The organism is Streptomyces flaveolus, from assembly GCF_014648815.1.
Lineage (GTDB): Bacteria > Actinomycetota > Actinomycetes > Streptomycetales > Streptomycetaceae > Streptomyces > Streptomyces flaveolus.
On sequence record NZ_BMRV01000006.1, the window covers coordinates 152,032 to 176,497 of the forward strand.

At 72.8% G+C, this 24,466-nt stretch carries 18 protein-coding genes; 7 read left to right on the plus strand and 11 right to left on the minus strand.

The features are described 5' to 3' along the window. Window position 1: 1 nt before the first annotated feature. Complete coding sequence (locus tag IEZ05_RS16445; protein WP_189230862.1) at window positions 2-643, minus strand: GNAT family N-acetyltransferase; 642 nt, start codon at window positions 641-643, stop codon at window positions 2-4. Next, window positions 564-1,553, minus strand: a complete 990-nt coding sequence (locus tag IEZ05_RS16450) for an EamA family transporter (RefSeq protein WP_229869735.1) — start codon at window positions 1,551-1,553, stop codon at window positions 564-566. The genes IEZ05_RS16445 and IEZ05_RS16450 overlap by 80 nt, the downstream gene beginning before the upstream one ends. 95 nt (window positions 1,554-1,648) lie before the next feature. On the opposite strand from IEZ05_RS16450, the gene IEZ05_RS16455 reads away from it, so the two are divergent. The 3 genes from IEZ05_RS16455 (at window position 1,649) to IEZ05_RS16465 (ending at window position 5,550) form a co-directional block, all read left to right on the plus strand. Then, complete coding sequence (locus tag IEZ05_RS16455; protein WP_189230863.1) at window positions 1,649-2,587, plus strand: LysR family transcriptional regulator; 939 nt, start codon at window positions 1,649-1,651, stop codon at window positions 2,585-2,587. A 356-nt stretch (window positions 2,588-2,943) separates the two neighbouring features. Continuing rightward, window positions 2,944-4,788 carry a glycoside hydrolase family 3 protein gene (locus tag IEZ05_RS16460; RefSeq protein ID WP_189230864.1) on the plus strand — a complete coding sequence of 615 codons (1,845 nt, stop codon included), beginning with the start codon at window positions 2,944-2,946 and terminating at the stop codon, window positions 4,786-4,788. Between the two features lie 117 nt (window positions 4,789-4,905). After that, window positions 4,906-5,550 (plus strand): hypothetical protein, encoded by a 645-nt coding sequence (locus tag IEZ05_RS16465; RefSeq protein ID WP_189230865.1) that lies wholly within the window; start codon window positions 4,906-4,908, stop codon window positions 5,548-5,550. 56 nt (window positions 5,551-5,606) lie between these two features. Here IEZ05_RS16465 and IEZ05_RS16470 read toward each other — a convergent pair whose 3' ends face one another. From IEZ05_RS16470 to IEZ05_RS16480, 3 genes are all read right to left on the minus strand, one after another. Further along, window positions 5,607-7,031, minus strand: coding sequence for a S28 family serine protease (locus IEZ05_RS16470; protein ID WP_189230866.1), 1,425 nt, complete (start codon window positions 7,029-7,031; stop codon window positions 5,607-5,609). A 95-nt stretch (window positions 7,032-7,126) separates the two neighbouring features. Continuing rightward, window positions 7,127-7,522, minus strand: a complete 396-nt coding sequence (locus IEZ05_RS16475; RefSeq protein ID WP_189230867.1) for a hypothetical protein — start codon at window positions 7,520-7,522, stop codon at window positions 7,127-7,129. Window positions 7,523-7,609: 87 nt separating this feature from the next. Beyond that, the gene (locus IEZ05_RS16480; protein WP_189230868.1) at window positions 7,610-11,329 is read right to left on the minus strand and encodes an ABC transporter ATP-binding protein; all 3,720 of its coding nucleotides are present in this window, start codon (window positions 11,327-11,329) and stop codon (window positions 7,610-7,612) included. A gap of 241 nt (window positions 11,330-11,570) precedes the next feature. Here IEZ05_RS16480 and IEZ05_RS16485 point away from each other — a divergent pair, with 241 nt between their 5' ends. Beyond that, entirely contained in the window at window positions 11,571-12,383 is an 813-nt protein-coding gene (locus tag IEZ05_RS16485) for an endonuclease I family protein (protein WP_189230869.1), read from the plus strand. A 441-nt stretch (window positions 12,384-12,824) separates the two neighbouring features. On the opposite strand, the gene IEZ05_RS16490 is transcribed toward IEZ05_RS16485, so the two are convergent. The 3 genes from IEZ05_RS16490 to IEZ05_RS16500 all read right to left on the minus strand — a co-directional run bounded on the left by IEZ05_RS16490 (window position 12,825) and on the right by IEZ05_RS16500 (window position 17,000). Further along, window positions 12,825-14,510 carry a thiamine pyrophosphate-binding protein gene (locus tag IEZ05_RS16490; RefSeq protein WP_189230870.1) on the minus strand — a complete coding sequence of 562 codons (1,686 nt, stop codon included), beginning with the start codon at window positions 14,508-14,510 and terminating at the stop codon, window positions 12,825-12,827. Next, the gene (gene speB, locus IEZ05_RS16495) at window positions 14,507-15,478 is read right to left on the minus strand and encodes an agmatinase (RefSeq protein ID WP_189230871.1); all 972 of its coding nucleotides are present in this window, start codon (window positions 15,476-15,478) and stop codon (window positions 14,507-14,509) included. The genes IEZ05_RS16490 and speB overlap by 4 nt, the downstream gene beginning before the upstream one ends. 61 nt (window positions 15,479-15,539) lie before the next feature. Next, complete coding sequence (locus IEZ05_RS16500) at window positions 15,540-17,000, minus strand: sodium:solute symporter family protein (protein ID WP_189230872.1); 1,461 nt, start codon at window positions 16,998-17,000, stop codon at window positions 15,540-15,542. Between the two features lie 225 nt (window positions 17,001-17,225). Here IEZ05_RS16500 and IEZ05_RS16505 point away from each other — a divergent pair, with 225 nt between their 5' ends. After that, entirely contained in the window at window positions 17,226-18,986 is a 1,761-nt protein-coding gene (locus tag IEZ05_RS16505; protein ID WP_189230873.1) for a PucR family transcriptional regulator ligand-binding domain-containing protein, read from the plus strand. Window positions 18,987-19,064: 78 nt separating this feature from the next. Further along, on the plus strand, window positions 19,065-19,856 hold the full coding sequence (locus IEZ05_RS16510) for a phosphatase (RefSeq protein WP_189230874.1): 792 nt from the start codon (window positions 19,065-19,067) through the stop codon (window positions 19,854-19,856). 77 nt (window positions 19,857-19,933) lie between these two features. Here IEZ05_RS16510 and IEZ05_RS16515 read toward each other — a convergent pair whose 3' ends face one another. The 3 genes from IEZ05_RS16515 to IEZ05_RS16525 all read right to left on the minus strand — a co-directional run bounded on the left by IEZ05_RS16515 (window position 19,934) and on the right by IEZ05_RS16525 (window position 22,728). Continuing rightward, a complete protein-coding gene (locus IEZ05_RS16515) occupies window positions 19,934-20,806 on the minus strand; it encodes an acyl-CoA thioesterase (protein WP_189230875.1) in 873 nt (290 codons plus the stop codon). Window positions 20,807-20,816: 10 nt separating this feature from the next. After that, a complete protein-coding gene (locus IEZ05_RS16520; RefSeq protein ID WP_189230876.1) occupies window positions 20,817-21,974 on the minus strand; it encodes an acyl-CoA dehydrogenase family protein in 1,158 nt (385 codons plus the stop codon). A 121-nt stretch (window positions 21,975-22,095) separates the two neighbouring features. Then, complete coding sequence (locus IEZ05_RS16525; RefSeq protein WP_189230877.1) at window positions 22,096-22,728, minus strand: SACE_7040 family transcriptional regulator; 633 nt, start codon at window positions 22,726-22,728, stop codon at window positions 22,096-22,098. A gap of 97 nt (window positions 22,729-22,825) precedes the next feature. Here IEZ05_RS16525 and IEZ05_RS16530 point away from each other — a divergent pair, with 97 nt between their 5' ends. Continuing rightward, window positions 22,826-24,442 (plus strand): carboxyl transferase domain-containing protein, encoded by a 1,617-nt coding sequence (locus tag IEZ05_RS16530; RefSeq protein WP_189230878.1) that lies wholly within the window; start codon window positions 22,826-22,828, stop codon window positions 24,440-24,442. Window positions 24,443-24,466: the final 24 nt, after the last annotated feature.

Sequence of the window (24,466 nt, forward strand, 5' to 3'; positions counted from 1 at the left end):
ACTATGCGCGGTGGATTTCCCGGCGCAGGCGGGACGCGACCCGGCTCTCCAGGCGGGCCCGGCACCCGGGCCACTCCGCCGCCGTGATCGAGTAGAGCGCGGAGTCGCGCAGCCGCCCCTCCTCGCCCGGCGCCCAGGAGCGGGACCAGTTGCGCAGGACGCCCTCGAAGCGGGCGCCGACCGACTCGATGGCCGCGCGGGAGCGACTGTTGCGGGCGTCCGTCTTCAGGTCGACCCGGGCGACGTCCCAGACCTCGAAGGCGTGCCGGAACAGGAGCAGTTTGGCCTCGGCGTTGATGCCGGTGCCCTGGGCCGAGCGCGCCAGCCACGTGAATCCGACCTCGACGGCGTCGAGCCGGTCCTCCGTCAGCCACGACCGCGGCTCCCAGTACGCCGTGGCGCCGACCGCACGTCCCGTGGCGAGGGAGATCTGCGCGAAGGGCGCCAGCCGTCCCGTGGCCGCCCGGGCCGCCTGGGCGTCGAGGTACGCGTCGACCTCCTCGGCCCGGGGCACCCAGGTGAACGCGTAGGTGCCGCGTTCCTCCTCCGCCGCCCGGGCGAGATCAGCGGCGTGCTGCGGACCCAACGGCTCCAGCCGTACCGACGTGCCTTCGAGTACCGGCGCCTTCAGCGTGAATGTCACCGGACGGATTCTTCCGGCCGGCCACGCCGGCGTCGAACGGGTTTTCCCGGTGGCGCGGGCGGAGGGTCACCGAGGTCAGCGCCACCCCGCCCACCAGCAGGGCCCCGGCGCACCACCGCAGCGGTGTCACCGGCTCGCCCAGGAAGAGGGCAGCCGACGTCATCCCGAAGACGGGGACCAGGAGGGAGAACGGCGCGACCGTCGAGGCGGGGTGGCGGTGCAGCAGCCAGCCCCAGGCGCCGAAGCCGAAGACCGTCGAGATCCAGGCGACGAACAGCAGCGTGCCCGCGCCCTGCCAGTCCAGGCCGCGCAGGGCCGCGAGGTCCCGGGAGGAGCCCTCCGTCAGCAGGGACAGGGCGAGGAGCGGCAGGACGGGGACGGTGGACACCCACACCATGAAGTTCAGCGCGTCGGGCGGGGATGCCTTGCGGGTCAGGACGTTGGACACGCCCCAGGCGGCCGCCGCGCCGATCACCATCGCGAAGGCGCCCAGCGGACCGGAGGTCCCCTCGTCGACGGCCGCCACGACGATGCCGGCGCAGGCCACCAGCATGCCCAGCACCCGGACGCGGGTGGGGCGTTCGCCCAGTACCGCCGCCGCGATCACCGCCGTGAACACCGCCTGGATCTGGAGCACCAGCGACGACAGGCCGGCCGGCATGCCCGCGTCCATGCCGACGAAGACCAGGCCGAACTTCGCGACGCCGAGGACCAGTCCCACCGCCACGATCCACTTCCAGGCCACCTTGGGGCGGCCCACGAAGAAGACGGCGGGCAGGGCCGCCGCCAGGAAGCGCAGGGCGGAGAAGAGGAGGGGCGGGAAGTGGTCGAGGCCGATCTCGATGACCGTGAAGTTGACGCCCCAGACGGCGGCCACGAGGACGCCGAGAGCGAGGTGGGAAGGTCGCATGGGTCGAGGATCGCCCGAGCCGACCATGTAGCACCAGCGATGATTGCTGCATGGTTGGATGAAGCAAAACTAACTCTTCGCCTCCGGGAGCCGACATGCTCGACCTGCAGCGCCTGCGCGCCCTGCACGCCGTCTCCGTGCACGGCACCGTCGGGGCGGCCGCCGCCGCGCTCGGCTTCACTCCGTCCGCCGTCTCCCAGCAGATCGCCAAGCTGGAACGGGAGACCAGGACCGTGCTCCTCGAACGGGAGGGCCGTGGCGTGCGGCTCACCGACGAGGCGCGTCAACTGGCCGCCGCCGCCCGCGAACTGATGGCCATCGTGGAGCGCACGGAGACCGAGCTGGAGGAGCGGCGCGGGGTGCCGGCGGGGCGGCTGACCATCGCCGCGTTCCCGTCGGCGGCGCGCGGGCTGATGCCCCCCGTGCTGGCCGACCTGGCGGCACGCCACCCCGCGCTCGACACCCGGCTCAGCGAGGCCGACCCGCACCTGTCCGTGGATCTGGTGGCGAAGGGCGCCGTCGACCTCGTCGTCGCCCACGACTGGGACATCGCGCCGCTGCCCGCCCCGGCCGGTGTGGAGCACGCGCCGATCGGCGAGGACCTGTGCGACCTGCTCGTCCCCGAAGGGCACCCCTTCGCGGGCCGCGGAGCCCTGCGGCGGGAGGAGCTGGGCGGGCAGCGCTGGATCTGCCAGCCGCCGGGCCGGGTCTGCCACGACTGGCTGGTGCGGACCCTGCGGACGGCGGGGCACGAGCCGGACATCGTCCACCAGGCCGACGAGAACCCGACCCTGGTCGCCCTGGTCGCCGCCGGGCTCGGCATCGCGGTGATCCCCCGGCTGGGGCGCGGCCCGCTGCCCGCCGGGGTGGTGGAGGTGCCGCTCGACCCGATGCCCGTACGGCGGCTGTACGCGCTGTGGCGCACGGGGGCCGCCCGGCGTCCGGCGATCGCGGAGACCGTGCGCGCCCTGCGTGCGCACTGGCCGGCCGTCTCCGCGCACACCGGCCCGTCCTCGGCCCAGCCGTCCCCCTGACCCCACCGGCAACGACTTCGGGAACCGGGGCCCCGGAGCGGGAACCCGGGCCGGGCCCCGCCCGTCCAATGCGCACGTTGCCGGAAGAGTCTCCTCGGTGCGGTGTCGGCCTCGCTGCTGGCTGCGATCGCTGACCACCCTCTCCTCCGTACCGCGGCCGGCAGCACGCCGCCATCGGCGCGCCCCCCTCCCTGTGCGCCGATGGCGGCCCCGAGCTCTCCCTCCCCCGGCCGGTGGGACGACTCGTGTGCGCTCCCTTGACTGGCAGAAACTTCCCGGATATTGGTGACTCCTTGGAAGTTTCCTTCAGCAGCTCTCCAGCGATTCCGCAGCGGATCACTCCGGAAGGAGCGCACGTGCAAGACAGCAGCACGGCCGGCACGGGAAGCACCGCACGACCCTCCAGACGTACCGTCCTCGCCGCGACCGCGGGCGTCACCGCGGTGCTCGCGGCAGGCGGCACCGCGTACGCCGGACGGCGCCGGCCCGACGACGACAGGCTCCGCGCCGTCGTCTCCGGCATGACGCTCGAGGAGAAGGTCGGCCAGCTCTTCGTGATGCGGGTCTACGGCCACTCCGCCACCGCCCCCGACCAGGCCGACATCGACGCCAACCTCAAGGAGATCGGCGTCCGCACGGCCGCCGAACTGGTCGCCAAGTACCGGGTCGGCGGCATCATCTACTTCGCCTGGGCGCACAACACCCGCGACCCGCACCAGATCGCGGCCCTGTCCAACGGCATCCAGAAGGCGTCCCTGTCGCTGCCGCGCGGGCTGCCGGTGCTCATCTCCACGGACCAGGAGCACGGGATAGTGGCCCGCGTGGGCGAGCCGGCGACCCTGTTCCCCGGCGCGATGGCGGTCGGTGCGAACGGCTCGCGGTCCGACGCCCGTACCCTCGGGCGGATCGCGGGCGCCGAGCTGCGCGCCATGGGCATCCGGCAGGACTACGCCCCCGACGCCGACGTGAACGTCAACCCGGCCAACCCCGTGATCGGCGTGCGCTCGCTCGGCGCCGACCCCGAGGCGGTGGCCGGACTGGTGGCCGCCGAGGTGACGGGGTACCAGGGCTCCGGGATCGCCGCGTGCGCCAAGCACTTCCCCGGGCACGGGGACACGGCCACCGACAGCCACACCGGCCTCCCGGTCATCACGCACAGCCGTGAGCAGTGGGAGAAGCTGGACGCGCCGCCGTTCCGCGCGGCGATCGCGGCCGGCATCGACGCGATCATGACCGCCCACCTCGTGGTCCCGGCGCTCGACGACTCCGGCGACCCGGCCACCCTCTCCCGCCCGATCCTCACCGGCATCCTGCGCGAGGAACTCGGCTACGACGGGGTCGTGGTCACCGACTCCCTCGGCATGGAGGGCGTACGGACGAAGTACGGCGACGAACGGGTGCCGGTGCTGGCGCTGAAGGCGGGCGTCGACCAGCTCCTCAACCCGCCGGACCTGGACCTGGCGTGGAACGCGGTCCTGACGGCCGTGCGCGAGGGCGAGCTGACCGAGGCACGGCTCGACGAATCGATCCTGCGCGTGCTGCGGCTGAAGGCCAAGCTGGGCCTCTTCGAGGACGCCTACACCGGGAGCCGGGACGTGGACCGCACGGTCGGCACCCGGGGGCACCTGGCCGCCGCCGACCGGATCGCCGAGCGGAGCACCACCCTGCTGGTCAACGAGGGGAACCTGCTGCCGCTGTCCCGCCGCCGGACGCCGAAGCTGCTGGTCGTCGGCGCCGACCCCGCCTCCCCGTCGGGCACGACGGGCCCGCCGACGACCACGCTCGCGGGCGCGCTGGGCGAACTCGGCTTCACGGCCACCGCCCTGTCCACGGGCACCGCGCCGTCCGCCGCGACCATCGACCGGGCGGTCGCCGCCGCCGGGGACGTGGACGCGGTGGTGGTCGCCACGTACAACGTCACCGCGGGCAGCAGCCAGCGCACGCTGGTGAACCGGCTGCTGGCGACCGGGAAGCCGGTGGTGGCGGTCGCGATCCGCAACCCGTACGACGTGGCCCAGCTCCCCGGCGTCCGCGCCTTCCTGGCCGCGTACTCGTGGACGGACGTCGAGGTGCGGGCGGCGGCCCGGGTCATCGCCGGGCGGGTGCGGCCGCGCGGGAAGCTGCCCGTGCCGGTGGTGCGGGCGGACGATCCGGCGACGGTGCTGTACCCGCTCGGCCACGGCCTGTCGTACCGGGCGTAGCGCGGCGTACGCCACGCGCCGGGAGCGCTGCCCCTCACCGTGCGCAATGCACCCCGCGCGTCTGGCGTGCGCCCGCTGCGGCGGGCCACGCTGGACGGGGGACCCGGGGGGACTGCGATGCGTGGGAGACGGTTCACGGGCGTGCTGTGCGCGCTCTCGGCGCTGCTCGCCGGGCTGCTGGCGGGCTGTCAGAGTCCGTCGTCCGGCGGGACGGGGACGAGCGGGCGGCCCGGCGACCGTACGCCGTCGGCGGCGGTCGTCCGCCCGTCCGGGTACGGGGCGGTGTTCCTGGCGGTCGACGAGTGCAGCTCGTTCGGGACGGTCAGCTTCACCGAGGTGCCGTGCGCCGGCGAGCGGGCGGCGGCCCGGGTCGTGGCCCGGCACGACGGGAAGGCGTCGGGCGGACCGCCCTGCCCGGCGACCACCGACTTCGTCCTGCACATCAGCGAGCAGCGGCCGTCCGCCGACGAGGACGGGGACGGCGCCGTGGCCCAGGGCTATGCCTGCATGCGCTCGCTCCAGCCCCCGCACCCCGGCGATCCGGGGGGCGGGGGCGGCCCGCGCACCATCGTCGGCGACTGCGTCCACGACGCGGGGAGCGGGAAGGTCCGCGAGACCGCGTGCGACGGCAAGGGCGAGCGGAAACCCCAGTACAAGGTGGTCGAGGCGGTCACCCGCCGGGCGCAGTGCCCGGCCGGGACCGCCCTGTTCGTCCGCCTCGGTGACGACGAACGTCCGGTGGGCTGTGCCCGGCCGCTGTGAGCCTCTCGGCGCACAACGGCCGGACGCGGCCGGACCCGGCCGGGTGTGACGTGGTGTTACGGACGCAGCGTCGACTCGTGCCGCACGTCCCGCTTGTCCAGCTTGGCGTCGAACGCCGCGAGCGGCCTGGCCGCCGACGGGTTCTCCTGGACGGTGGCGGAGGCGACGCCGGCCCACTCGAGGATGCGGGCGGTGGCCAGGGCCTTCTGCCCGGGCACCAGGCCGGCGACGTTGGCGCCGTGGTTCATGCCGGGGGCGGTCATGACGTAGGAGTCACGCGCCCCGTGGCCGAGGCGGAACCGCTCGGCGCCCCACGGGTCGTTCTCGCCGTACACGAACAGCATGTGGGTGGCGTTGTGCCGCACCCAGGTGTCGACGTCCCGCATGGCCCACGGCTGGAACTTCATCGGGATCGACCGGGGCACGAAGTTGCGCGGCGGCTGGTAGCCGTAGCGGATGTACTTCTTCTCGATGTGCGGGAAGTGGATCGTCGGCGCGCCCAGCTGCGTGCCCGCCTGGTAGTAGTACGGCGTGTACGTCTCCAGGCCCTGGTCGGTGTAGGCGGAGAAGCCGGAGATGGAGTCCACCGAGTCCCAGATCGCGTCGTCGGTGGCGTTCACGGCGTCCGCCGGGATGCCGGCGCAGTCCTTCAGGGTGCTGTACTGCCAGAAGCCCCACACGTAGTCGAGGACGACGGCCTCGTAGGCGCGGTCCAGGCTGCCGATGGTGTCGAAGGTGTAGCCGTTCTCGGCCGCGTACGCCGCGTACTTCTTCTCCAGCGGCGCCCGGCGCACCAGCGCCTCGCGCTGCACGCCGTTCAGGCGGTCGCGGCACTCCTCGGTGCCGACGGTCGCGAAGAAGCGGTCGTAGGCCGCGTCCTCCTTGTTCACCACGTCGTTGGGCGCCACGTAGGCGACGACGCCGTCCATGTCGCGCGGGTAGAACCGCTCGTAGTAGGTGGCGGTCATGCCGCCCTTGGAGCCGCCCGTGGAGAGCCAGTTCTCGGAGTAGAGCGGCTTGAGGGCCTGGAAGATGCGGTGCTGGTCGCTGGCCGCCTGCCAGATGTCCAGCTTGGACCAGTCGGCCGGCTGGGGCCGGGACGGGGTGAAGTAGCGGTACTCCATGGAGACCTGGTTGCCGTCCACGATCTGGGTCGGCTCGCGCCGGCTCGGGTTCGTGGAGACGTTGTAGCCGCCGGTGTAGAACACCGTCGGGCGGCTCACGTCCTTGTGCAGCACGGTGATCCGCTGCTGGAACGTGCCCTTGGACGGGTGCCGGTGGTCGACCGGCTGCGTGTAGTTCAGGACGAAGAAGCGGTAGCCGGTGTACGGCTTCTCCTCGATCAGGCTCATGCCCGGTATGGACAGCAGCCGGTCCTTGATGTCGACGGCCTTCGGCTCGGCGGCGGTGGCCGCGCCCGCCGTGCTGACGGTGCCTATGAGCACCACGAGCGCCAGCAGCCATCTGAGCGCCTTGCGCATGCACCCTCCCTGTGAAACAGATGTGCGCCGGAAGCTATCGGAGCAACACACCCGGACACCAGGGGAGATGAGGAAATGATCGGCGCGGTCCGGTCTCAGCAGAGGATCCAGCCGGAGCTGACGGCGCCCCGGTCCACCCCGCCCCGCACCCACACGCACCGCTGTCCGGCGTGCACGGTCACCGGCCCGGCCCGGTAGGTGTAGCGCCCCGCGTCGACGACCGGCCGGCCGCCGCGCGCCTGCACACTGACGGACATCTTCCGCTTGGCGCCGGTCCTCTTGGGGACGGTGACGGCGCAGACGTAGCCGCCGCGCTTGTACACCTGCACGGACCCGGTGGCGAACGGCAGCGTGCGGACCTTGCGGCCCCCGCACGGCGACGTGGCCGCCTGTGCCTCGTGGGGCGCCGCGACCGCCAGGAGTCCCGCCGTGGTCAGTACGGCCGCGCCGGCCGCCAGCCGCCGGCGTATTCCGGCACCACCCCTGCCCACCGCGGCCCCTTCCGTACGGCGATCACTGACGTACGGATGTACGGACGCACCGCCCGGGTCGAATGGTTGCGCGAGGGCGCGTGGCCGTCAGCGGGAGGCGCCGACCGGCTCCTCCGGCTCGGCCGCCCCGACGAACGTCCGCCACAGCCGCGCGTACCGCCCGTCGAGCGCCAGCAGTTCGTCGTGCGTGCCGTCCTCGACGACCCGTCCGTGGTCCATGACGACGACCCGGTCCGCGCGGGCGGCCGTGGTCAGCCGGTGGGCCACCACCAGGGTCGTACGGCGGCCCGCCAGCCGGTCGGTGGCCTGGTTGACCTGCGCCTCCGTGGCCAGGTCCAGTGCCGCGGTGGCCTCGTCGAGGAGCAGGACGTCCGGGTCGACCAGTTCGGCGCGGGCCAGCGCGATCAGCTGGCGCTGGCCGGCGGACAGGTTGCGGCCCCGCTCGGCGACCTCGTGGAGGTAGCCGCCCTCCAGGGTGGCGATCATCTCGTGGGCGCCGACCGCACGGGCCGCCGCCTCCACCTCGGCGTCGGTGGCCTCCGGGCGCCCGTAGGCGATGGCGTCCCGGACGGTGCCGGGGAAGAGGTACGCCTCCTGCGGGACGACGCCGAGGCGGTGCCGGTAGGAGGTGAGGTCGAGGTCGCGCAGGTCCCGCCCGTCGGCGGTCACCCGTCCCGCCGTCGGGTCGTAGAACCGGGCGACCAGCTTGACCAGGGTCGACTTGCCCGCGCCGGTCTCGCCGACGAACGCGACGGTCTGCCCGGCGGGGATGCGCAGGTCGATGCCGCTGAGGGCTTCCTCCTCGTCGCCGTACCGGAAGCGCACGCCCTCGAAGGCGATCTCGCCGCGCAGGGACGGCACCTCGAGCGGCTTGTCGGCCGCCTCGGTTGAGGTGGGCTCGCGCAGCAGCTCCTGGATCCGGCCGAGGGAGACGGTCGCCTGCTGGTAGCCGTCGAAGACCTGGGAGAGCTGCTGGACGGGCGCGAAGAACAGGTCGATGTAGAGCAGGTAGGCCACCAGCGCGCCGGTCGTCAGCGTCGCGTCGTCGATCCGTGTGCCGCCGACCACCAGCACGGCGGCGGCCGCCGCCGAGGACAGCAGCTGCACGAACGGGAAGTAGACCGAGATCAGCCACTGACCCCGGATGCGGGCCTGCCGGTAGCTGTCGCTGCGCTCGGCGAACCGGAGGCCGCCGTCGCGCTCGCGCCGGAACGCCTGCACGATGCGCAGCCCGGCCACCGACTCCTGGAGGTCGGCGTTGACCGCCGACACCCGCTCACGGGCCAGTTCGTACGCCTTCACGCTGGCCCGGCGGAAGAAGAACGTGGCGAGGATCAGCGGCGGCAGCGTCGCGAAGACGATGAGGGCGAGCTGCACGTCGATCACCAGCAGGGCGACCATGATGCCGAAGAAGGTGACGACCGAGACGAAGGCGGTGACCAGGCCCGTCTGGAGGAAGGTCGACAGGGCGTCGACGTCCGTGGTCATCCGGGTCATGATCCGGCCGGTCAGCTCGCGCTCGTAGTAGTCCAGTCCGAGCCGCTGGAGCTGGGCGAAGATCTTCAGGCGCAGGGAGTACAGGATCCGCTCGCCCGTGCGTCCGGTCATGCGGATCTCGCCGGTCTGCGCCGCCCACTGGGCGAGCACGGCGAGCAGGCCGAGCAGCGAGGCCGCCCAGACCGCGCCGAGGGCGACCCGGGTGACGCCGTCGTCGATGCCGTGCCGGATCAGGACCGGCAGCAGCAGGCCCACGCCGGCGTCGACGGCGACCAGGGCGAGGCTGATGAGCAGCGGGCGCCCGAAGCCGTTCAGGAGGCGCCGCAGGCCGTACGACCGTTCGGGCAGCACGGCACGCGACTCGTCGATGTCCGGGGTGTCGGTGGCCGGGGGCAGGGCGTCGACCTGGGCGAGCAGCTCGGGTGTGGCGGGGGTGCCGGCGAGGGCGGTGTCCTTGGGCGCGCGGTCGCCGGTCCACAGCCGGGGGGTGACCCCGCGTTCGGCGTCGAACTCGGCGTCCAGCTCGTCCCGTACGGAGGTGTCCTCCGCCTCCTCCGCTGGCCGGGCGTGGCCGGGCGAGACGCCGCCGAGCTCGTCCGGGTCGGTGAGCAGGCGGCGGTAGAGCGCCGAGCGTTCCTGGAGTTCCTCGTGGGTGCCGATGTCGGCGAGGCGGCCCTGGTCGAGGACGGCGATGCGGTCGGCGAGGCCGAGGGTGGAGCGGCGGTGGGCGATCAGCAGGGTCGTGCGGCCCCGCATAACCTGGGCGAGTGCCTCGTGGATCTCGTGCTCGACGCGGGCGTCCACGGCGGACGTCGCGTCGTCGAGGACCAGCAGCCTGGGGTCGGTGAGGATCGCGCGGGCGAGCGCGACGCGCTGGCGCTGGCCGCCGGAGAGGGTCAGGCCGTGCTCGCCGACGGTGGTGTCGTAGCCGTCGGGCAGCTCGGTGATGAACCGGTGGGCCTGCGCGGCCCGGGCGGCGGTCTCGATCTCCTCGTCGGTGGCGTCGGGACGGCCGTAGGCGATGTTGGCGCGCACGGTGTCGGAGAAGAGGAAGGAGTCCTCGGGCACCAGTCCGATCGCGGCCCGCAGCGAGTCGAGGGTCAGCTCGCGCACGTCGTGGCCGCCGACGAGGACGGCGCCGTGCGTCACGTCGTAGAACCGCGGCAGCAGCAGGGACACGGTGGACTTGCCGGAGCCGGAGGAGCCGACGACGGCGAGGGTCTCGCCGGGCCGGATCTCGAAGGAGAGGCCGTCGAGGACGGGCCGGCCGGGGTCGTAGCCGAACGACACGTCGTCGAACTCGACGGTGGCGGGTGCGTCGGCCGGGAGTTCCTTGGTGCCGTCGGTCAGGGACGGCTCGGTGTCGATCAGCTCCAGGACGCGTTCGGTGCCGGCGCGGGCCTGCTGGGCGACGGTGAGGACCATGGCGAGCATCCGGACCGGGCCGACGAGCTGGGCCAGATAGGCGGAGAAGGCGACGAACGTGCCGAGGGTGATGTGCCCGCGCACCGCCAGCCAGCCGCCGAGGGCGAGCATGGCGACCTGTCCGAGGGCGGGCACGGCCTGGAGGGCGGGGGTGTAGGTGGCGTTCAGCCTGATCGTCCGCAGCCGCCCGGCGAACAGCCGGCGGCCGACCTCCCGGAGCTTCCCGGTCTCCTGCTCCTCCTGCCCGAAGCCCTTCACCACGCGCACGCCGCTCACCGAGCCGTCGACCACGCCCGCGACGGCGGCGGCCTGGGCCTGGGCGTACCAGGTGGCGGGGTGCAGGCGGGTGCGGCTGCGGCGGGCGATGAACCACAGGGCGGGCGCGACGGCGACGGCGACGAGCGTCAGCGGCGGCGACAGCCACGCCATGATGCCCAGGGAGATCAGGAAGAGCAGGACGTTCCCGATGGTCATCGGGAGCATGAACAGCAGGCCCTGGATCAGCTGGAGGTCGCTCGTCGCCCGCCCGACCACCTGGCCGGTGGACAGCTCGTCCTGCCGCCGCCCGTCGAGCCGGGTGATCGTGCCGTACATGTCCGTGCGCAGGTCGTGCTGCACGTCGAGGGCGAGCCGGCCGCCGTAGTAGCGGCGCACGTAGGTGAGGCCGTAGACGACGAGCGCGGCGCCCATCAGGACACCGGCCCAGGTGGCCATGTCCCTGCTCTTGTCGCCGATGACGTCGTCGATGATCACCTTGGTGATCAGCGGGACGAGGGCCATGACGGCCATGCCGCCGAGGGAGGCCCCGAGGGCGAGGACGACGTCCTTGGGGTACCGCCAGGCGTACCCCGCCAGTCGTCGTGCCCATCCCCGTTGCGCGTCCACGCGGTGTCCTCCGGTCGGTCGTCCTGCTCACCTGATCTACCGCAAGGCACCAACACGGGCGAGCGGGGATTTCATCCCGCCGCAACAATCGGGCGGCCGGCGCGAGCGCCGTGCGGAGGGCGGGCGCTCGTCACGCAATCGCCACCTTTCCTTCACGCCGACGGCCGCATGTCCATGTCACTCTCTGCGGTATCACTCGGGCATCAACCCGCGTAGACCCCGCGTAGATCGGACACCCCACATGCTCGCGATCCGCATACCCGCAGGCCGGCGCCGGAAAGCGGGGGCGCTCGCCGCGGCCGCCCTCCTCGCCGGCCTCGCCGCCCCCTCCCTGACCGCGACCCCCGCCACGGCCACCACAACCGACTACGACACGACGTACTACAAGAGCGCGATCGGCAAGACGGGGGCCGGTCTCAAGGCATCCCTGCACACGATCATCAGCAGCCAGACGAAGATCTCGTACTCGGCCGTCTGGGACGCGCTCGAGGTCACCGACCAGGACCCGGCCAACAGCAACAACGTGGTCCTGCTCTACTCGGGCGTCTCCCGCAGCAAGTCGCTGGGCGGCGGCGACACCGGTGACTGGAACCGCGAGCACGTCTGGGCCAAGTCGCACGGCGACTTCGGCACCTCCACCGGGCCCGGCACCGACCTGCACCATCTGCGTCCCGAGGACGTCCAGGTCAACAGCATCCGGGGCAACAAGGACTTCGACAACGGCGGCAGCGCGGTGAGCAACGGCGGCGGCAGCCTCACCGACTCCGACTCCTTCGAACCCCGGGACGCGGTCAAGGGCGACGTGGCGCGCATGATCTTCTACATGGCGGTCCGCTACGAGGGCGGCGACGGCTGGGCCGACCTGGAGGTCAACAGCAGCGTGAACAACGGCAGCAACCCGTACATCGGCAAGCTCGCCGTACTGAAGGCGTGGAACGACGAGGACCCGCCGGACGCCTTCGAGGAGCACCGCAACCAGGTCATCTACGACACCTACCAGCACAACCGCAACCCGTTCGTCGACCACCCGGAGTGGGTCGAGGCGATCTGGTAGGCCGGTCGTCTGATCACCGTGGCCGATGGGTAGGGAGTCGGCCATGGCAGACAAACCGGAGACCCCGGCCCGGCTGTGCGGGCGGCTGTGGGCGACGCTGGTGGTGCTGAGGGCGGTCGGGGAGGACCGGGGCAAGAACACGGACCTCCTCGACGAGAGCTGGCTCGACAAGGTGCAGAAGCAGCCCGGCGACCAGTTGGACAGGCAATTGGCCCTGGCGGCCCGGTACCTGCGCAAGGCACGGCGCCGGGGCGCCCGCCACGGGGAGGCCGGCACGCGGTTGTTCCTCGCGATCCCGGAGTACGTCCCGCAGGACGGCAGGTTCCCCCGTCCTTCGGTGGCGAGCCGCAGGGGACCGAGTTCGTCGAGGCCTATCACGAGCAGCGCAGCAGGTACGCCGAGCACCAGTCGCTGTTCAAGTGACCCGTGCCCGGCGCCCGTTCAGCCCAGGTGCGTCGGGGCGAACATGCGGAGTACGGCCGGGAGGACGACCACCGACGGGCCCGGTGACGCCAGGGCCTTGGCCAGGTCCGCTTCCAGGGTCTCCGGGGACGTCCGCACGCCCGGCACGCCGAAGGACTCGGCCAGGGCCACGTAGTCCGGGCGGGTCAGCTCCGTCGCCGTCGGCTGCCCGAAGGCGTCCGTCATGTACTCGCGCAGGATGCCGTAGCCGCCGTCGTCGACGATCAGCCAGGTGACGTTCAGGTCGTACTGGCGGGCGGTGGCCAGTTCGGCGATGGAGTACAGGGCGCCGCCGTCCCCCGAGACCGCCAGCACCGGGTGGGTGGGGTCGGCGGCCGCCGCTCCCAGGGCCGCCGGGAAGCCGTAGCCGAGGCCGCCGGCCCCCTGGGCCGAGTGCATGGTGTTGGGGGACCCGGCGTCGAAGGCCGACCAGGCCCAGTAGGCCAGGATCGTCATGTCCCAGAAGGAGGGCGCGTTCCTCGGCAGGGCGCCGCGCACGGCCGCCAGGACGTCCTGCTCCAGGGTGAGTCCCTGGGAGGCGATGCGCTCGGCGACCTGGTCCAGCAGGGTCCGCACCCGCTCGGGGGCCGTCGGGTCGTGCCGTTCGCCCACCGTCTCCAGCAGGGCCTGGAGGGCTAGGCGGGCGTCGGCGTGGATGCCCAGCGCCGGGTGGTTGGACTCCAGCTTGCCGAGGTCCGCCTCGATCTGGATCACCCGGCCGCGCGGCGCGAACGTGTGGTAGTTCGAGGAGAGTTCGCCGAGGCCCGAGCCGACCACCAGCAGGACGTCCGCGTCCTCCAGGAAGTCGGTCGTGTGGCGGTCCTCCAGCCAGGACTGGAGGGAGAGGGGGTGCGTCCACGGGAAAGCGCCCTTGCCGCCGAAGGTCGTCACGACCGGGGCCTGGAGCCGTTCCGCGAGCTGCCTCAGCTTGCCCGAGGCGTCCGCGCGGACCACTCCCCCGCCCGCGATGATCGCGGGGCGTTCCGCGCGGGTCAGCAGGTCGGCGGCGACCGCCGTCAGTTCGGGGCGCGGCGGCAGTTCCCCGGGGAAGGTGTCGCCGCCGGTGACCTGCGGGATCGACGTCTCGGCCAGCAGGACGTCCTGCGGGATCTCCACCCACACCGGTCCGTGCGGGACGGTCAGCGCCGACGTCCACGCCTCGGCGATCGCCGACGGGATCTGGGACTGGGTGCGGACCGTGTGGACGGACTTCACCACGCCCCGGAACGAGGCCGACTGGTCCGGGAGTTCGTGCAGATAGCCGTGCCGGCCGCCGCCCAGCCCGGCCGTCGGGACCTGGCTGCTGATCGCCAGGACGGGGGCCGAGGCCGCCCGCGCCTCCTGGAGCGCGGCCAGGGAGGTGAGGGCTCCCGGGCCGGTCGACAGCAGCAGCGGGGCGGCCTCGCCGGTGATCCGGCCGTAGGCGTCCGCCGCGAAACCGGCGTTGTTCTCCACCCGCAGGCCGATGTAGCGCAGGTCCGAGCGGCGCAGGGCGTCGAACATGCCGAGGGCGTGCTGGCCGGGCAGGCCGAAGACGGTCGTCGCGCCCAGCCCGGCCAGGGTCTCCACGACCAGGTCTCCGCCGTTGCGGCCGGGGGGAGGGTTGAGGGCCGCCTCCGTCTGGTCGGCGGTCGGACGCAGTACCAGGTCGTGGTCGTGGGTCACTTCGCTGCCTTCTCCTGGGCGATCTGGCGGGACATGATCGTGGTCAGTTCGTACGCGGTGTGGGACGCGGCGACGGACGTGATCTCGGCGTGGTCGTAGGCCGGGGCCACCTCGACGACGTCCGCCGACACCAGGTTGCAGGAGGCCAGCCCGCGCAGGATCTCCAGCAGCTCGCGGGAGGTCATGCCGCCGGCCTCGGGGGTGCCGGTGCCGGGCGCGTGGGCCGGGTCCAGGCAGTCGATGTCGATGGAGATGTACAGCGGGCGGTCGCCGATGCGCTGGCGCAGCTGGTCGGCGATCTCGTCGGCGCCGCGGCGGTAGACGTCGGCGGAGGTGACGATGCCGAAGCCCATCTTCTCGTCGTCGGTCAGGTCCTTCTTGCCGTACAGCGGGCCGCGGGTGCCCACGTGGGAGAGCGCCTCCGTGTCGAGGATGCCCTCCTCGACCGCGCGCCGGAACGGCGTGCCGTGCGTGTACTCGGCACCGAAGTAGGTGTCCCAGGTGTCCAGGTGCGCGTCGAAGTGCAGCAGGGCGACCGGGCCGTGCTTCTTGGCCACCGAGCGCAGCAGCGGCAGGGCGATGGTGTGGTCGCCGCCCAGGGTCATCAGGCGGGCGCCCGTGCCGAGCAGGTCGTCGGCGGCGGCCTCGATCGTCTCGACGGCCTCGTTGATGTTGAACGGGTTCACCGCGATGTCGCCGCCGTCGGCGACCTGGGCGAGGGCGAAGGGGGAGGCGTCCTGCGCCGGGTTGTAGGGGCGCAGCAGCCGGGACGCCTCGCGGATGGCGTTGCCGCCGAACCGGGCGCCGGGCCGGTACGAGACGCCGGAGTCGAACGGCACGCCCACCACGGCGACGTCGGCGCTGCCGACCTCGTCCAGGCGGGGCAGCCGGGCGAAGGTCGCGGGCCCGGCGTACCGCGGGACGCGGGAGGAGTCGACGGGGCCGCGGGGCGTCTCGTTGCTGCTCATGAATTGCCTTCCTTCTTACGCTTCTTCGCGTATTTACTGCTCTGTACCGCTCGGTACGACTCTACTGGTGGGCCGGTACCGGTTCGGGTGCGGATTCGGGGGCGCGGCCGGCGAGACGTTCGCGCCAGGCGGCCAGGACGGCCGCGTCGGTGGGCCGGGTCGCCAGGGAGACGACGACGTAGACGGCCAGGGAGGCCAGCAGGCCGTAGTAGACGGGTTCGTTGGCGAGGATGCCGTAGCCGGCCATGAGGCCGACGACCGCGAGGCCGCCGACCGCGACGGCGGCGAGGGCGCCCTGCGCGGTGCCGCGCTTCCACAGCAGTCCGCCGAGGATGGGCACGAGAAGGCCGCCGACGAGGAGGTTGTAGGCGACGGTGAGCGCCTCGACCACGTTGTTCAGGGCGATCGCGGTGCCGATCACGGCGAGGCCCATGACCAGGATGAAGGCGCGGTTGCCCTTGACCTCGTCGTGCTCCTCGTCCGTCTTGCGCATCACGCCGCGCAGCCGGGACCAGATGTCGTTGTTGGCGACGGTGGCGCAGGCGATGAGGGCGCCGGAGGACGTGGACATCACCGCGGCCAGGGCGGCGGCCAGCACCAGGCCGCGCACGCCGACGGGGAGTTCGTCCTTGACGATGGTGGCGAAGGCGTCGTCGGGGCTGGCGAGCTTGGGGTAGAGGACCTTGGCGGCGGTGCCGATGACGGCGCCGGCGACGGCGTAGACCAGGCAGTAGGTGCCGGCGACGGTGCCGCCCCACTTGGCGGTGCGGTCGCTGCCCGCGGTGAAGACGCGCTGCCAGATGTCCTGCCCGATGAGCATGCCGAAGGTGTAGATCAGGACGTAGGTGAAGATCGTCTCGCCGCCGACGCCGAGCGGGTCGAAGTACGAGGTCGGCAGCTGGGCCTTCATCTCGCCGAAGCCGCCCGCCTTGACGACGGCGATGGGCAGCAGCAGGAGCAGCACGCCGATGGTCTTCACCACGAACTGCACCATGTCGGTGAGCGTGATGGACCACATGCCGCCGAGGGTGGAGTACGCGACGACGATCGTGCCGCCCAGGATGATCGCGAGGGTGCGGTTCACGTCGAAGAGGACGTCGAAGATCGTGGCGTAGGCGATGGTGGAGGTGACGGCCAGCATCAGCGTGTACGCCCACATGACCAGGCCCGAGATGACGCCGGCCTTGCCGCCGTAGCGCAGGTCCAGCATCTCGGAGACGGTGTAGACCTTCAGGCGGGCAATGCGGGCGGAGAAGAACAGCGACAGGGCGAGCAGGCCGAGGCCGATGGTGACGACCATCCAGGCGCCGGAGAGGCCGTACTGGTAGCCGAGGCCGACGCCGCCGATGGTGGACGCGCCGCCGAGGACGATCGCCGCCATGGTGCCCGAGTACATCGCGGGGCCCAGCCGGCGCCCGGCGACGAGGAAGTCGCTCTTGGACTTGGCGCGGCGCATGCCCCACCAGCCCATGGCGAGCATGCCGGCGAGATAGACGACGATCACTGTGTAGTCGACGGCCATGAGGGGGCCTCCTTCGCGCACTCATCGGTGGCGTGTCGTGCTGATGGAAGTTGTCCCGGACGGTCTGTCCGGTTGGCGCCTCGCGGGGACATCCGCCCGTACCCGCGGCAGCCGGTCCGATCCCGGTGGGAATTCCGGTCCGGATTGACACTAGGTGGCCGAAAAGCAGCTGCGAAGTGTACGTTCCATCCATTCGGACCGGTCGGAGTGGAGGGAACATCCATCATGCAGGAGACGGTCGCTCCGCCCACGCCTCCCGTGTCCCTCGCGGCCCTGCTGTCCCGGGAGGACCTCGCCCTGCGCCAGATCACCGGGCCCCCGGCGGCGGAGGTGGCGATCCACTGGGCGCACACCTCCGAGATGGCCGACCCCTACCCCTACCTGCTGGGCGGCGAGCTGCTGCTGACGGCCGGCGTGCACATTCCCTCCGGGGCGGGGACGGAGGGCTACTTCGACGCGTACGTCGCCCGGATCGTGGCGGCGGGCGGCGCGGCCCTCGGCTTCGGGGTGGCGCCGGTGCACGACACCGTGCCGCGGGCGCTGGTCACGGCCTGCGAGGCGTACGGGCTGCCGCTGGTGGAGGTGCCGCCGCGGACGACGTTCTCCGGCGTGGCGCGCGCCGTGTGGCAGCTGATGGCGCGGGCGCGGCTGGCCGAGCTGCGGCGGGTGTCCGAGGCCCAGCGGCAACTGGCCGCCGCGGCGTCCCGGCCGGATCCGGTGCCGTCGGTGCTGCGCCGGCTGGCCACGCGGCTCGACGGCCGGGCGGTGCTGTACGGGCCGGAGGGCACCGAGATCGCGGCGGCGGGGCGGGAGCCGGGGGACGAGGTGCGCGGGGCCCTGGCGAAGCTGGCCCGGTTCGTCACCAGCCGGGCCTCCACGACCGCCACCGACACGGTCGCCGGTACCCGTCTGGCGGCCTACGCCCTCGGCACCGGCGGGGGTTTCGTGCTCGGGGTCGCGGCCCCGCAGCAGGAGTCCGGGGACCACACCATCGCCTCGGTCGCCGCGGTGCTGCTCTCCCTGCTCACCGGCGAGCACCAGAGCGGCACGGGCGCGGCCCGCTCGTCCGCGCTGGTGCGGCTGCTGCTGGGCGCCCGCCCCGAGGAGGTCGCGCCGCTGCTCGAGGGCGGTGCGGGCACCCGCTGGCACGTCGTGCACGCCCGGCCGGACTCCGGCTGCCCCGACCCGGTGGCGGCCTCCGCCCTGGGCGCCGCGCTGGGCTCCCCGCTGGTCGACCCGTCCGACGACGTCGTACGGGTCCTGGTCCCGGTGGGGCCGGAGACACCGGGCGGCCCGGGGCCGGCGGCCGGCGGCCCGCCGGAGCGGCGGGAGGCCGAGACGCTCACCGGACCGGGCACCCCGGCCGGACCGAGGGACTCCGCCGCCCCGGGCACCCCGGCGACCACGCCCCGGACAGGGACCCTTGCCGGACCCGACGCCCCGGCAACCACACCCCGCACAGGCCCCGCCGCACCCGACGCACCCGCAACCGCACCCCGCACAGGGACCCCCGCCGGACCGGGCGCCCCGGTAGCCGCGCTCCAAACAGGGGTCCCCGCCGGGCCGGGGCGTGCCGGGCCGTCGCCGCAGCGAGGATGGACGCTCGGTGTCAGTGCCGCCGTCGCGCCCGCCGAGTGGGCGGCAGCCGACGCGCAGGCGGCGCGGGCGCTGGCGCGGGCGCGGGCCACCCGGGTGCCGCTGGTGCGCCATGCCGCCCGGCCCGCCCTCGCCGACCTGGTTCCGGACGCCGAGGCCGACGCGCACGCCCGTGCGCTGCTCGCGCCGGTCGCGGCCGTGCCCGCGCTGACGGAGACGCTGCGCGCCTGGCTGTCCCTGCACGGCAGCTGGGACCGCACCGCCGTCGCCCTGTCCGTGCACCGCAACACCGTCCGTCAGCGCATCGCCCGCTGCGCGGCCCTGCTGGACGCCGACCTCGACGACGCGGACGTACGGATGGAGCTGTGGTTCGCGCTGCGCAGGCTCTGACCCCGCGGGGCGGGTGACCCGCGTCCCAGCGGGCGATACCCCGCAGACGCGGACAGGTGGCTGCTACACAATGGAGCCATGCCGATACCCGGGACACCCAGCCGCGCCGCACTCGCCGAACACCTCGTCAGAACCCGTATCGCGGGCGACGTCGCCACGCCCCGCGAGAACAACCTCTCCCACTACCGGAAGCTGGCGAACGGCGACCGCAACTACTGGCTCGGTCTGGAGCTGGGCGACCGCTGGACGGACGAGCAGGACGTGCTCGCGGTGATGGCGGAGCGGGTCGGCGTCAACGACGACCCGGAGTACCGGTACGGCCAGGACACCATCGACCCCGAGCTGACCGTGGCCGCGCTGGAGCGCATGGCCGGACGGCTGCGCAAGGCCGCGGACGGCGGGCAGCGGGTGCTGTTCGCCACCGGCCACCCGGGCGGACTGCTCGACGTGCACCGCGCCACGGCCGCCGCGCTGCGCGCCGCCGGCTGCGAGATCGTCGTGATCCCGGAGGGGCTGACGACGGAGGAGGGCTACGTCCAGCAGTTCGCGGACGTGGCCGTGCTGGAGCACGGTGCCTCGTTGTGGCACACGCACTCCGGGGAGCCGATGAAGGCCATCCTGACCGGCCTGGAGCGCGCGGGCCGCCCGCTGCCGGACCTGGTCGTCGCCGACCACGGCTGGGCCGGTTACGCCGGTCAGCACGGCGTCGACTCCGTGGGATACGCCGACTGCAACGACCCCGCGCTGTTCCTCGCCGAGTCCGAGGGGACCGTCCAGGTCACCGTGCCGCTGGACGACCACGTGGTCAGCCCGCGCTACTACGACCCGATGACGGCGTACCTGCTGGCGGAGGCCGGACTCGGCCGGTGACGCCCCTCCGGGCCACGGCATGACGAAGGCGGCGGGCACCGTGGAGGTGCCCGCCGCCCGTGTCCACGGCCTGCCGCTCAGCGCTCCCGCGGGACGCGGACCACGCCCTCCTGGATGACCGAGAGCGCGAGCCGCCCGTCCTGCGTGTAGATGCGGGCCTGGCCGAGTCCCCGGCCGCCGGACGCGGACGGCGACTGCTGGTCGTACAGCAGCCACTCGTCGGCGCGGAACGGCCGGTGGAACCACATGGCGTGGTCCAGCGAGGCCCCGACGACGTCCCCGACGGCCCAGCCGCCCCGGCCGTGCGCGAGCAGCACGGAGTCGAGGAGGGTCATGTCGGAGACGTACGTGGCGAGCACGACGTGCAGGAGCGGATCGTCGGCGAGCTTGCCGTTGGTGCGGAACCACACCTGGGAGTGCGGCTCGCGCGGCTCGCCGAAGTTCCCGAACGGCGGGTCGTCGACGTAGCGCAGGTCGACGGCGGCCCGGGCCTCGAGGAACCGCTCCACGGTCTCGGCGGGCAGGTGCGGGTAGCTCCGCAGCCGCTCCTCGCCGGTGGGCAGGGTCGCCGGGTCCGGGGCGGCCGGCATCGGGGCCTGGTGGTCCAGGCCCTCCTCGTACGTCTGGAAGGACGCCGACAGGCCGAAGATCGGCTTGCCGTGCTGGACGGCGACCACCCGGCGGGTGGTGAAGGAGCGGCCGTCGCGCAGGCGGTCGACGTTGTAGACGATGGGCGCGCCGGGGTCGCCGGGGCGCAGGAAGTACGCGTGCAGGGAGTGCGCGAACCGGTCCTCGGGGACCGTGCGCCCGGCGGCCACCAGGGCCTGGGCGGCCACCTGCCCGCCGAAGACCCGGGGGACGACGGCGGAGCGGGAGTGGCCGCGGTAGATGTCCTCCTCGATCCGCTCGAGGTCGAGCAGATCGAGGAGGGACTGGAGTGCTTCGCTCATGTCCTGTGGTTTACAGGCCCATGTTCTTCGCGATGATCGACTTCATGATCTCGCTGGTGCCGCCGTAGATGCGGTTGACGCGGTTGTCCGCGTACAGGCGGGCGATCGGGTACTCGTTCATGTAGCCGTAGCCGCCGTGCAGCTGGAGGCAGCGGTCGATGACGCGGTGGGCGACCTCGGTGCAGAACAGCTTGGCGCTGGCGGCCTCGGCGGGGGTGAGCTCGCCGGCGTCCAGGGCCTCGGTCGCGCGGTCGACGACGGCCTCGGCGGCGTCCACCTCGGCCTGGCAGGCGGCCAGCTCGAACTTGGTGTTCTGGAAGTGGGCGACCGGCTTGCCGAAGACGGTGCGGTCCTGCACGTACTGCTTGGCGAACCGGACGGCGGCCTTGGCCTGGGCGTAGGCGCCGAAGGCGATGCCCCAGCGCTCGGAGGCCAGGTTGTGGCCGAGGTAGGAGAAGCCCTTGTTCTCCTCGCCGAGCAGGTCCTCCACGGGGACCTTGACGTCGACGAAGGCGAGCTCGGCGGTGTCGGAGGTGCGCAGGCCCAGCTTGTCCAGCTTGCGGCCCACCGAGTAGCCCTCGGACTTGGTGTCCACGGCGAACAGGGAGATGCCGTGGCGGCGGTCCTCGGCCGTGGGGGCGGCGGTGCGGGCGCAGACGATGACCCGGTCGGCGTGGACGCCGCCGGTGATGAAGGTCTTGGCGCCGTTGAGGACGTAGTGGGTGCCGTCCTCGGAGAGCTTGGCGGTGGACTTCATGCCGGCGAGGTCGGAGCCGGTGCCCGGCTCGGTCATCGCGATGGCCCACATCTCCTCACCGGTGACGAACTTCGGCAGGTAGCGCTTCTTCTGCTCGTCCGTGGCCAGCATGTTGATGTAGGGCAGGGCGAGCAGCACGTGCACGCCGGAGCCGCCGAACTGGACGCCCGCGCGGGCGGTCTCCTCGTAGAGGACGGCCTCGAACTTGTGGCTGTCCATGCCGGCGCCGCCGAACTCCTCGGGCACGTTGATGCCGAAGATGCCCAGCTCACCGAGCTTGTAGTAGAACTCGCGCGGCGCCTGGCCCGCGGCGAACCACTCGTCGTAGACGGGGACGACCTCGGCCTCGATGAAGGCGCGAAGGGTCTCCCGGAACGCCTCGTGGTCCTCGTTGAACACCGTACGGCGCACGGCGCCACCTCCAGGGTACGTGTCTAAGCGCTTGCTCAGACTTCACCGTACCGGCGGGTAGGGAGAGGCGTCCAGAGCGGGGGGCGGGTAACCCTCGTCACTCCGGCGACCGGACGGCGGCTCACTCTCCCGCCTCCCCCACCGCCGCGAAGGCCCCCCGGGCCATCCGGTGCAGCAGCGACGCCGTCACCGCGCGGCCCGGCAGGGAGCCGGGGCGGCCCAGGTGCGGGGTGGAGTTCAGGAGGCCGAAGACCGAGTGGACCGCCGAGCGGGCGCTCGGTTCGGCCACGGCCGGGTACACCTCGCGCAGGACCCCGACCCACAGCTCCACGTACTGCCGCTGCAACTGCCGCACCATCTTGCGGTCGGCGTCCCGGAGGCGGTCCAGCTCGCGGTCGTGCAGGGTGATGAGCGGGCGGTCGTCGAGCGCGAAGTCGATGTGACCCTCGATGAGCGAGTCGAGGACCGCCTCGGGACCCGCGCCGCCGGAGCCCGTGCCGGAGCCGGCCACCCCCTCGGCCTCCGCCAGCCGCCGCTTCGCCCCGGTCAGCAGCTGCCCGCTGATCCCGACCAGCAGCTCGGCGAGCATCGCGTCCTTGCCGGGGAAGTGGCGGTAGAGACCGGGGCCGCTGATCCCGACCGCGGCGCCTATCTCGTCGACGCCGACGCCGTGGAAGCCACGCTCGGCGAAGAGCCGGGCGGCCTCCTTGAGGATCTGCTCGCGGCGGGTCGGGGCGTCGGTTCTGGTGGTCATGGGATCGATTCTAGACAGGGAGGTTAGCGGTCGTTAACCTGAAGGAAATGCGTTAACGCTCATTAACTGGTCGACCACTGGGTGAGGGGACCGCAGGATGCACGAGGCACCGGAGCTGACGAGCGCGGCAGATCCCGCGTCGGAGGCCTTTCGGGCCAACGAGGAGGCGCACCGCGTCCTCGTGGAGGAGCTGCGCGCCAAGCTGGCGGCGGCCCGGCTCGGCGGCGGGGAGCGGGCCAGGGCCCGGCACACCGCGCGCGGCAAGCTGCTGCCGCGCGACCGCGTGGACACGCTGCTGGACGCGGGCTCGCCGTTCCTGGAGCTGGCGCCGCTCGCGGCCGACGGGCTGTACGACGGCCAGGCCCCGGCGGCCGGCGTCATCGCCGGCATCGGCCGGGTCAGCGGCCGGGAGTGCGTGATCGTCGCCAACGACGCCACGGTCAAGGGCGGCACGTACTACCCGATGACCGTGAAGAAGCACCTGCGGGCGCAGGAGGTGGCGCTGGAGAACCGGCTGCCGTGCCTGTACCTCGTGGACTCCGGCGGCGCCTTCCTGCCGATGCAGGACGAGGTCTTCCCCGACCGCGAGCACTTCGGGCGGATCTTCTACAACCAGGCCCGGATGTCGGGCGCCGGCATCCCCCAGATCGCCGCCGTGCTCGGGTCCTGCACGGCCGGCGGGGCGTACGTCCCGGCGATGAGCGACGAGGCGGTGATCGTCCGCGAGCAGGGGACGATCTTCCTGGGCGGCCCGCCGCTGGTGAAGGCCGCCACCGGTGAGGTGGTGACCGCGGAGGAGCTGGGCGGCGGCGAGGTGCACTCCCGTATCTCGGGCGTGACCGACCACCTCGCCGAGGACGACGCGCACGCACTGCGCATCGTGCGGAACATCGTCTCCACCCTCCCCGCGCGCGGCACGCTGCCCTGGGAGGTGCGGCCCGCCGTCGAGCCGAAGATCGACCCCCAGGGGCTGTACGGCGCGGTGCCGGTCGACTCCCGCACGCCCTACGACGTCCGCGAGGTCATCGCGCGCGTGGTGGACGGCTCCCGGTTCGCCGAGTTCAAGTCCGAGTTCGGGCAGACCCTCGTCACCGGCTTCGCCCGTATCCACGGCCACCCGGTGGGGATCGTCGCCAACAACGGCATCCTGTTCTCCGAGTCGGCCCAGAAGGGCGCCCACTTCATCGAGCTGTGCGACCAGCGCGGCATCCCCCTGGTCTTCCTCCAGAACATCTCCGGCTTCATGGTCGGCAGGGACTACGAGGCGGGCGGCATCGCCAAGCACGGCGCCAAGATGGTGACGGCGGTGGCGTGCACGCGCGTGCCGAAGCTGACGGTCGTGGTCGGCGGGTCGTACGGCGCGGGGAACTACTCGATGTGCGGCCGGGCGTACTCGCCGCGCTTCCTGTGGATGTGGCCCAACGCCAAGATCTCCGTGATGGGCGGCGAGCAGGCCGCGTCCGTGCTGGCCACGGTCAAGCGGGACCAGCTGGAGGGCCGCGGGGAGGACTGGCCCGCGGAGGAGGAAGAGGCGTTCAAGGCGCCGATCCGCGCACAGTACGAGCATCAGGGGAACGCTTACTACGCGACCGCCCGCCTGTGGGACGACGGGGTCATCGAGCCCGCCGACACCCGGCAGGTGCTGGGGCTGGCCCTGACCGCGTGTGCCAACGCGCCACTGGGTGACCCCCAGTTCGGCGTCTTCCGGATGTGAGGAGGGGACCCATGGGAAACACAC

Coding starts and splice junctions, on each gene's coding strand:
- IEZ05_RS16530 (WP_189230878.1), top strand. CDS start 22,826: ATGCACGAGGCACCGGAGCTGACGAGCGCGGCAGATCCCGCGTCGGAG.
- IEZ05_RS16450 (WP_229869735.1), bottom strand. CDS start 1,553: ATGCGACCTTCCCACCTCGCTCTCGGCGTCCTCGTGGCCGCCGTCTGG.
- IEZ05_RS16465 (WP_189230865.1), top strand. CDS start 4,906: ATGCGTGGGAGACGGTTCACGGGCGTGCTGTGCGCGCTCTCGGCGCTG.
- IEZ05_RS16470 (WP_189230866.1), bottom strand. CDS start 7,031: ATGCGCAAGGCGCTCAGATGGCTGCTGGCGCTCGTGGTGCTCATAGGC.
- IEZ05_RS16485 (WP_189230869.1), top strand. CDS start 11,571: ATGCTCGCGATCCGCATACCCGCAGGCCGGCGCCGGAAAGCGGGGGCG.
- IEZ05_RS16515 (WP_189230875.1), bottom strand. CDS start 20,806: ATGAGCGAAGCACTCCAGTCCCTCCTCGATCTGCTCGACCTCGAGCGG.
- IEZ05_RS16510 (WP_189230874.1), top strand. CDS start 19,065: ATGCCGATACCCGGGACACCCAGCCGCGCCGCACTCGCCGAACACCTC.
- IEZ05_RS16505 (WP_189230873.1), top strand. CDS start 17,226: ATGCAGGAGACGGTCGCTCCGCCCACGCCTCCCGTGTCCCTCGCGGCC.
- speB (WP_189230871.1), bottom strand. CDS start 15,478: ATGAGCAGCAACGAGACGCCCCGCGGCCCCGTCGACTCCTCCCGCGTC.
- IEZ05_RS16455 (WP_189230863.1), top strand. CDS start 1,649: ATGCTCGACCTGCAGCGCCTGCGCGCCCTGCACGCCGTCTCCGTGCAC.
- IEZ05_RS16500 (WP_189230872.1), bottom strand. CDS start 17,000: ATGGCCGTCGACTACACAGTGATCGTCGTCTATCTCGCCGGCATGCTC.
- IEZ05_RS16525 (WP_189230877.1), bottom strand. CDS start 22,728: ATGACCACCAGAACCGACGCCCCGACCCGCCGCGAGCAGATCCTCAAG.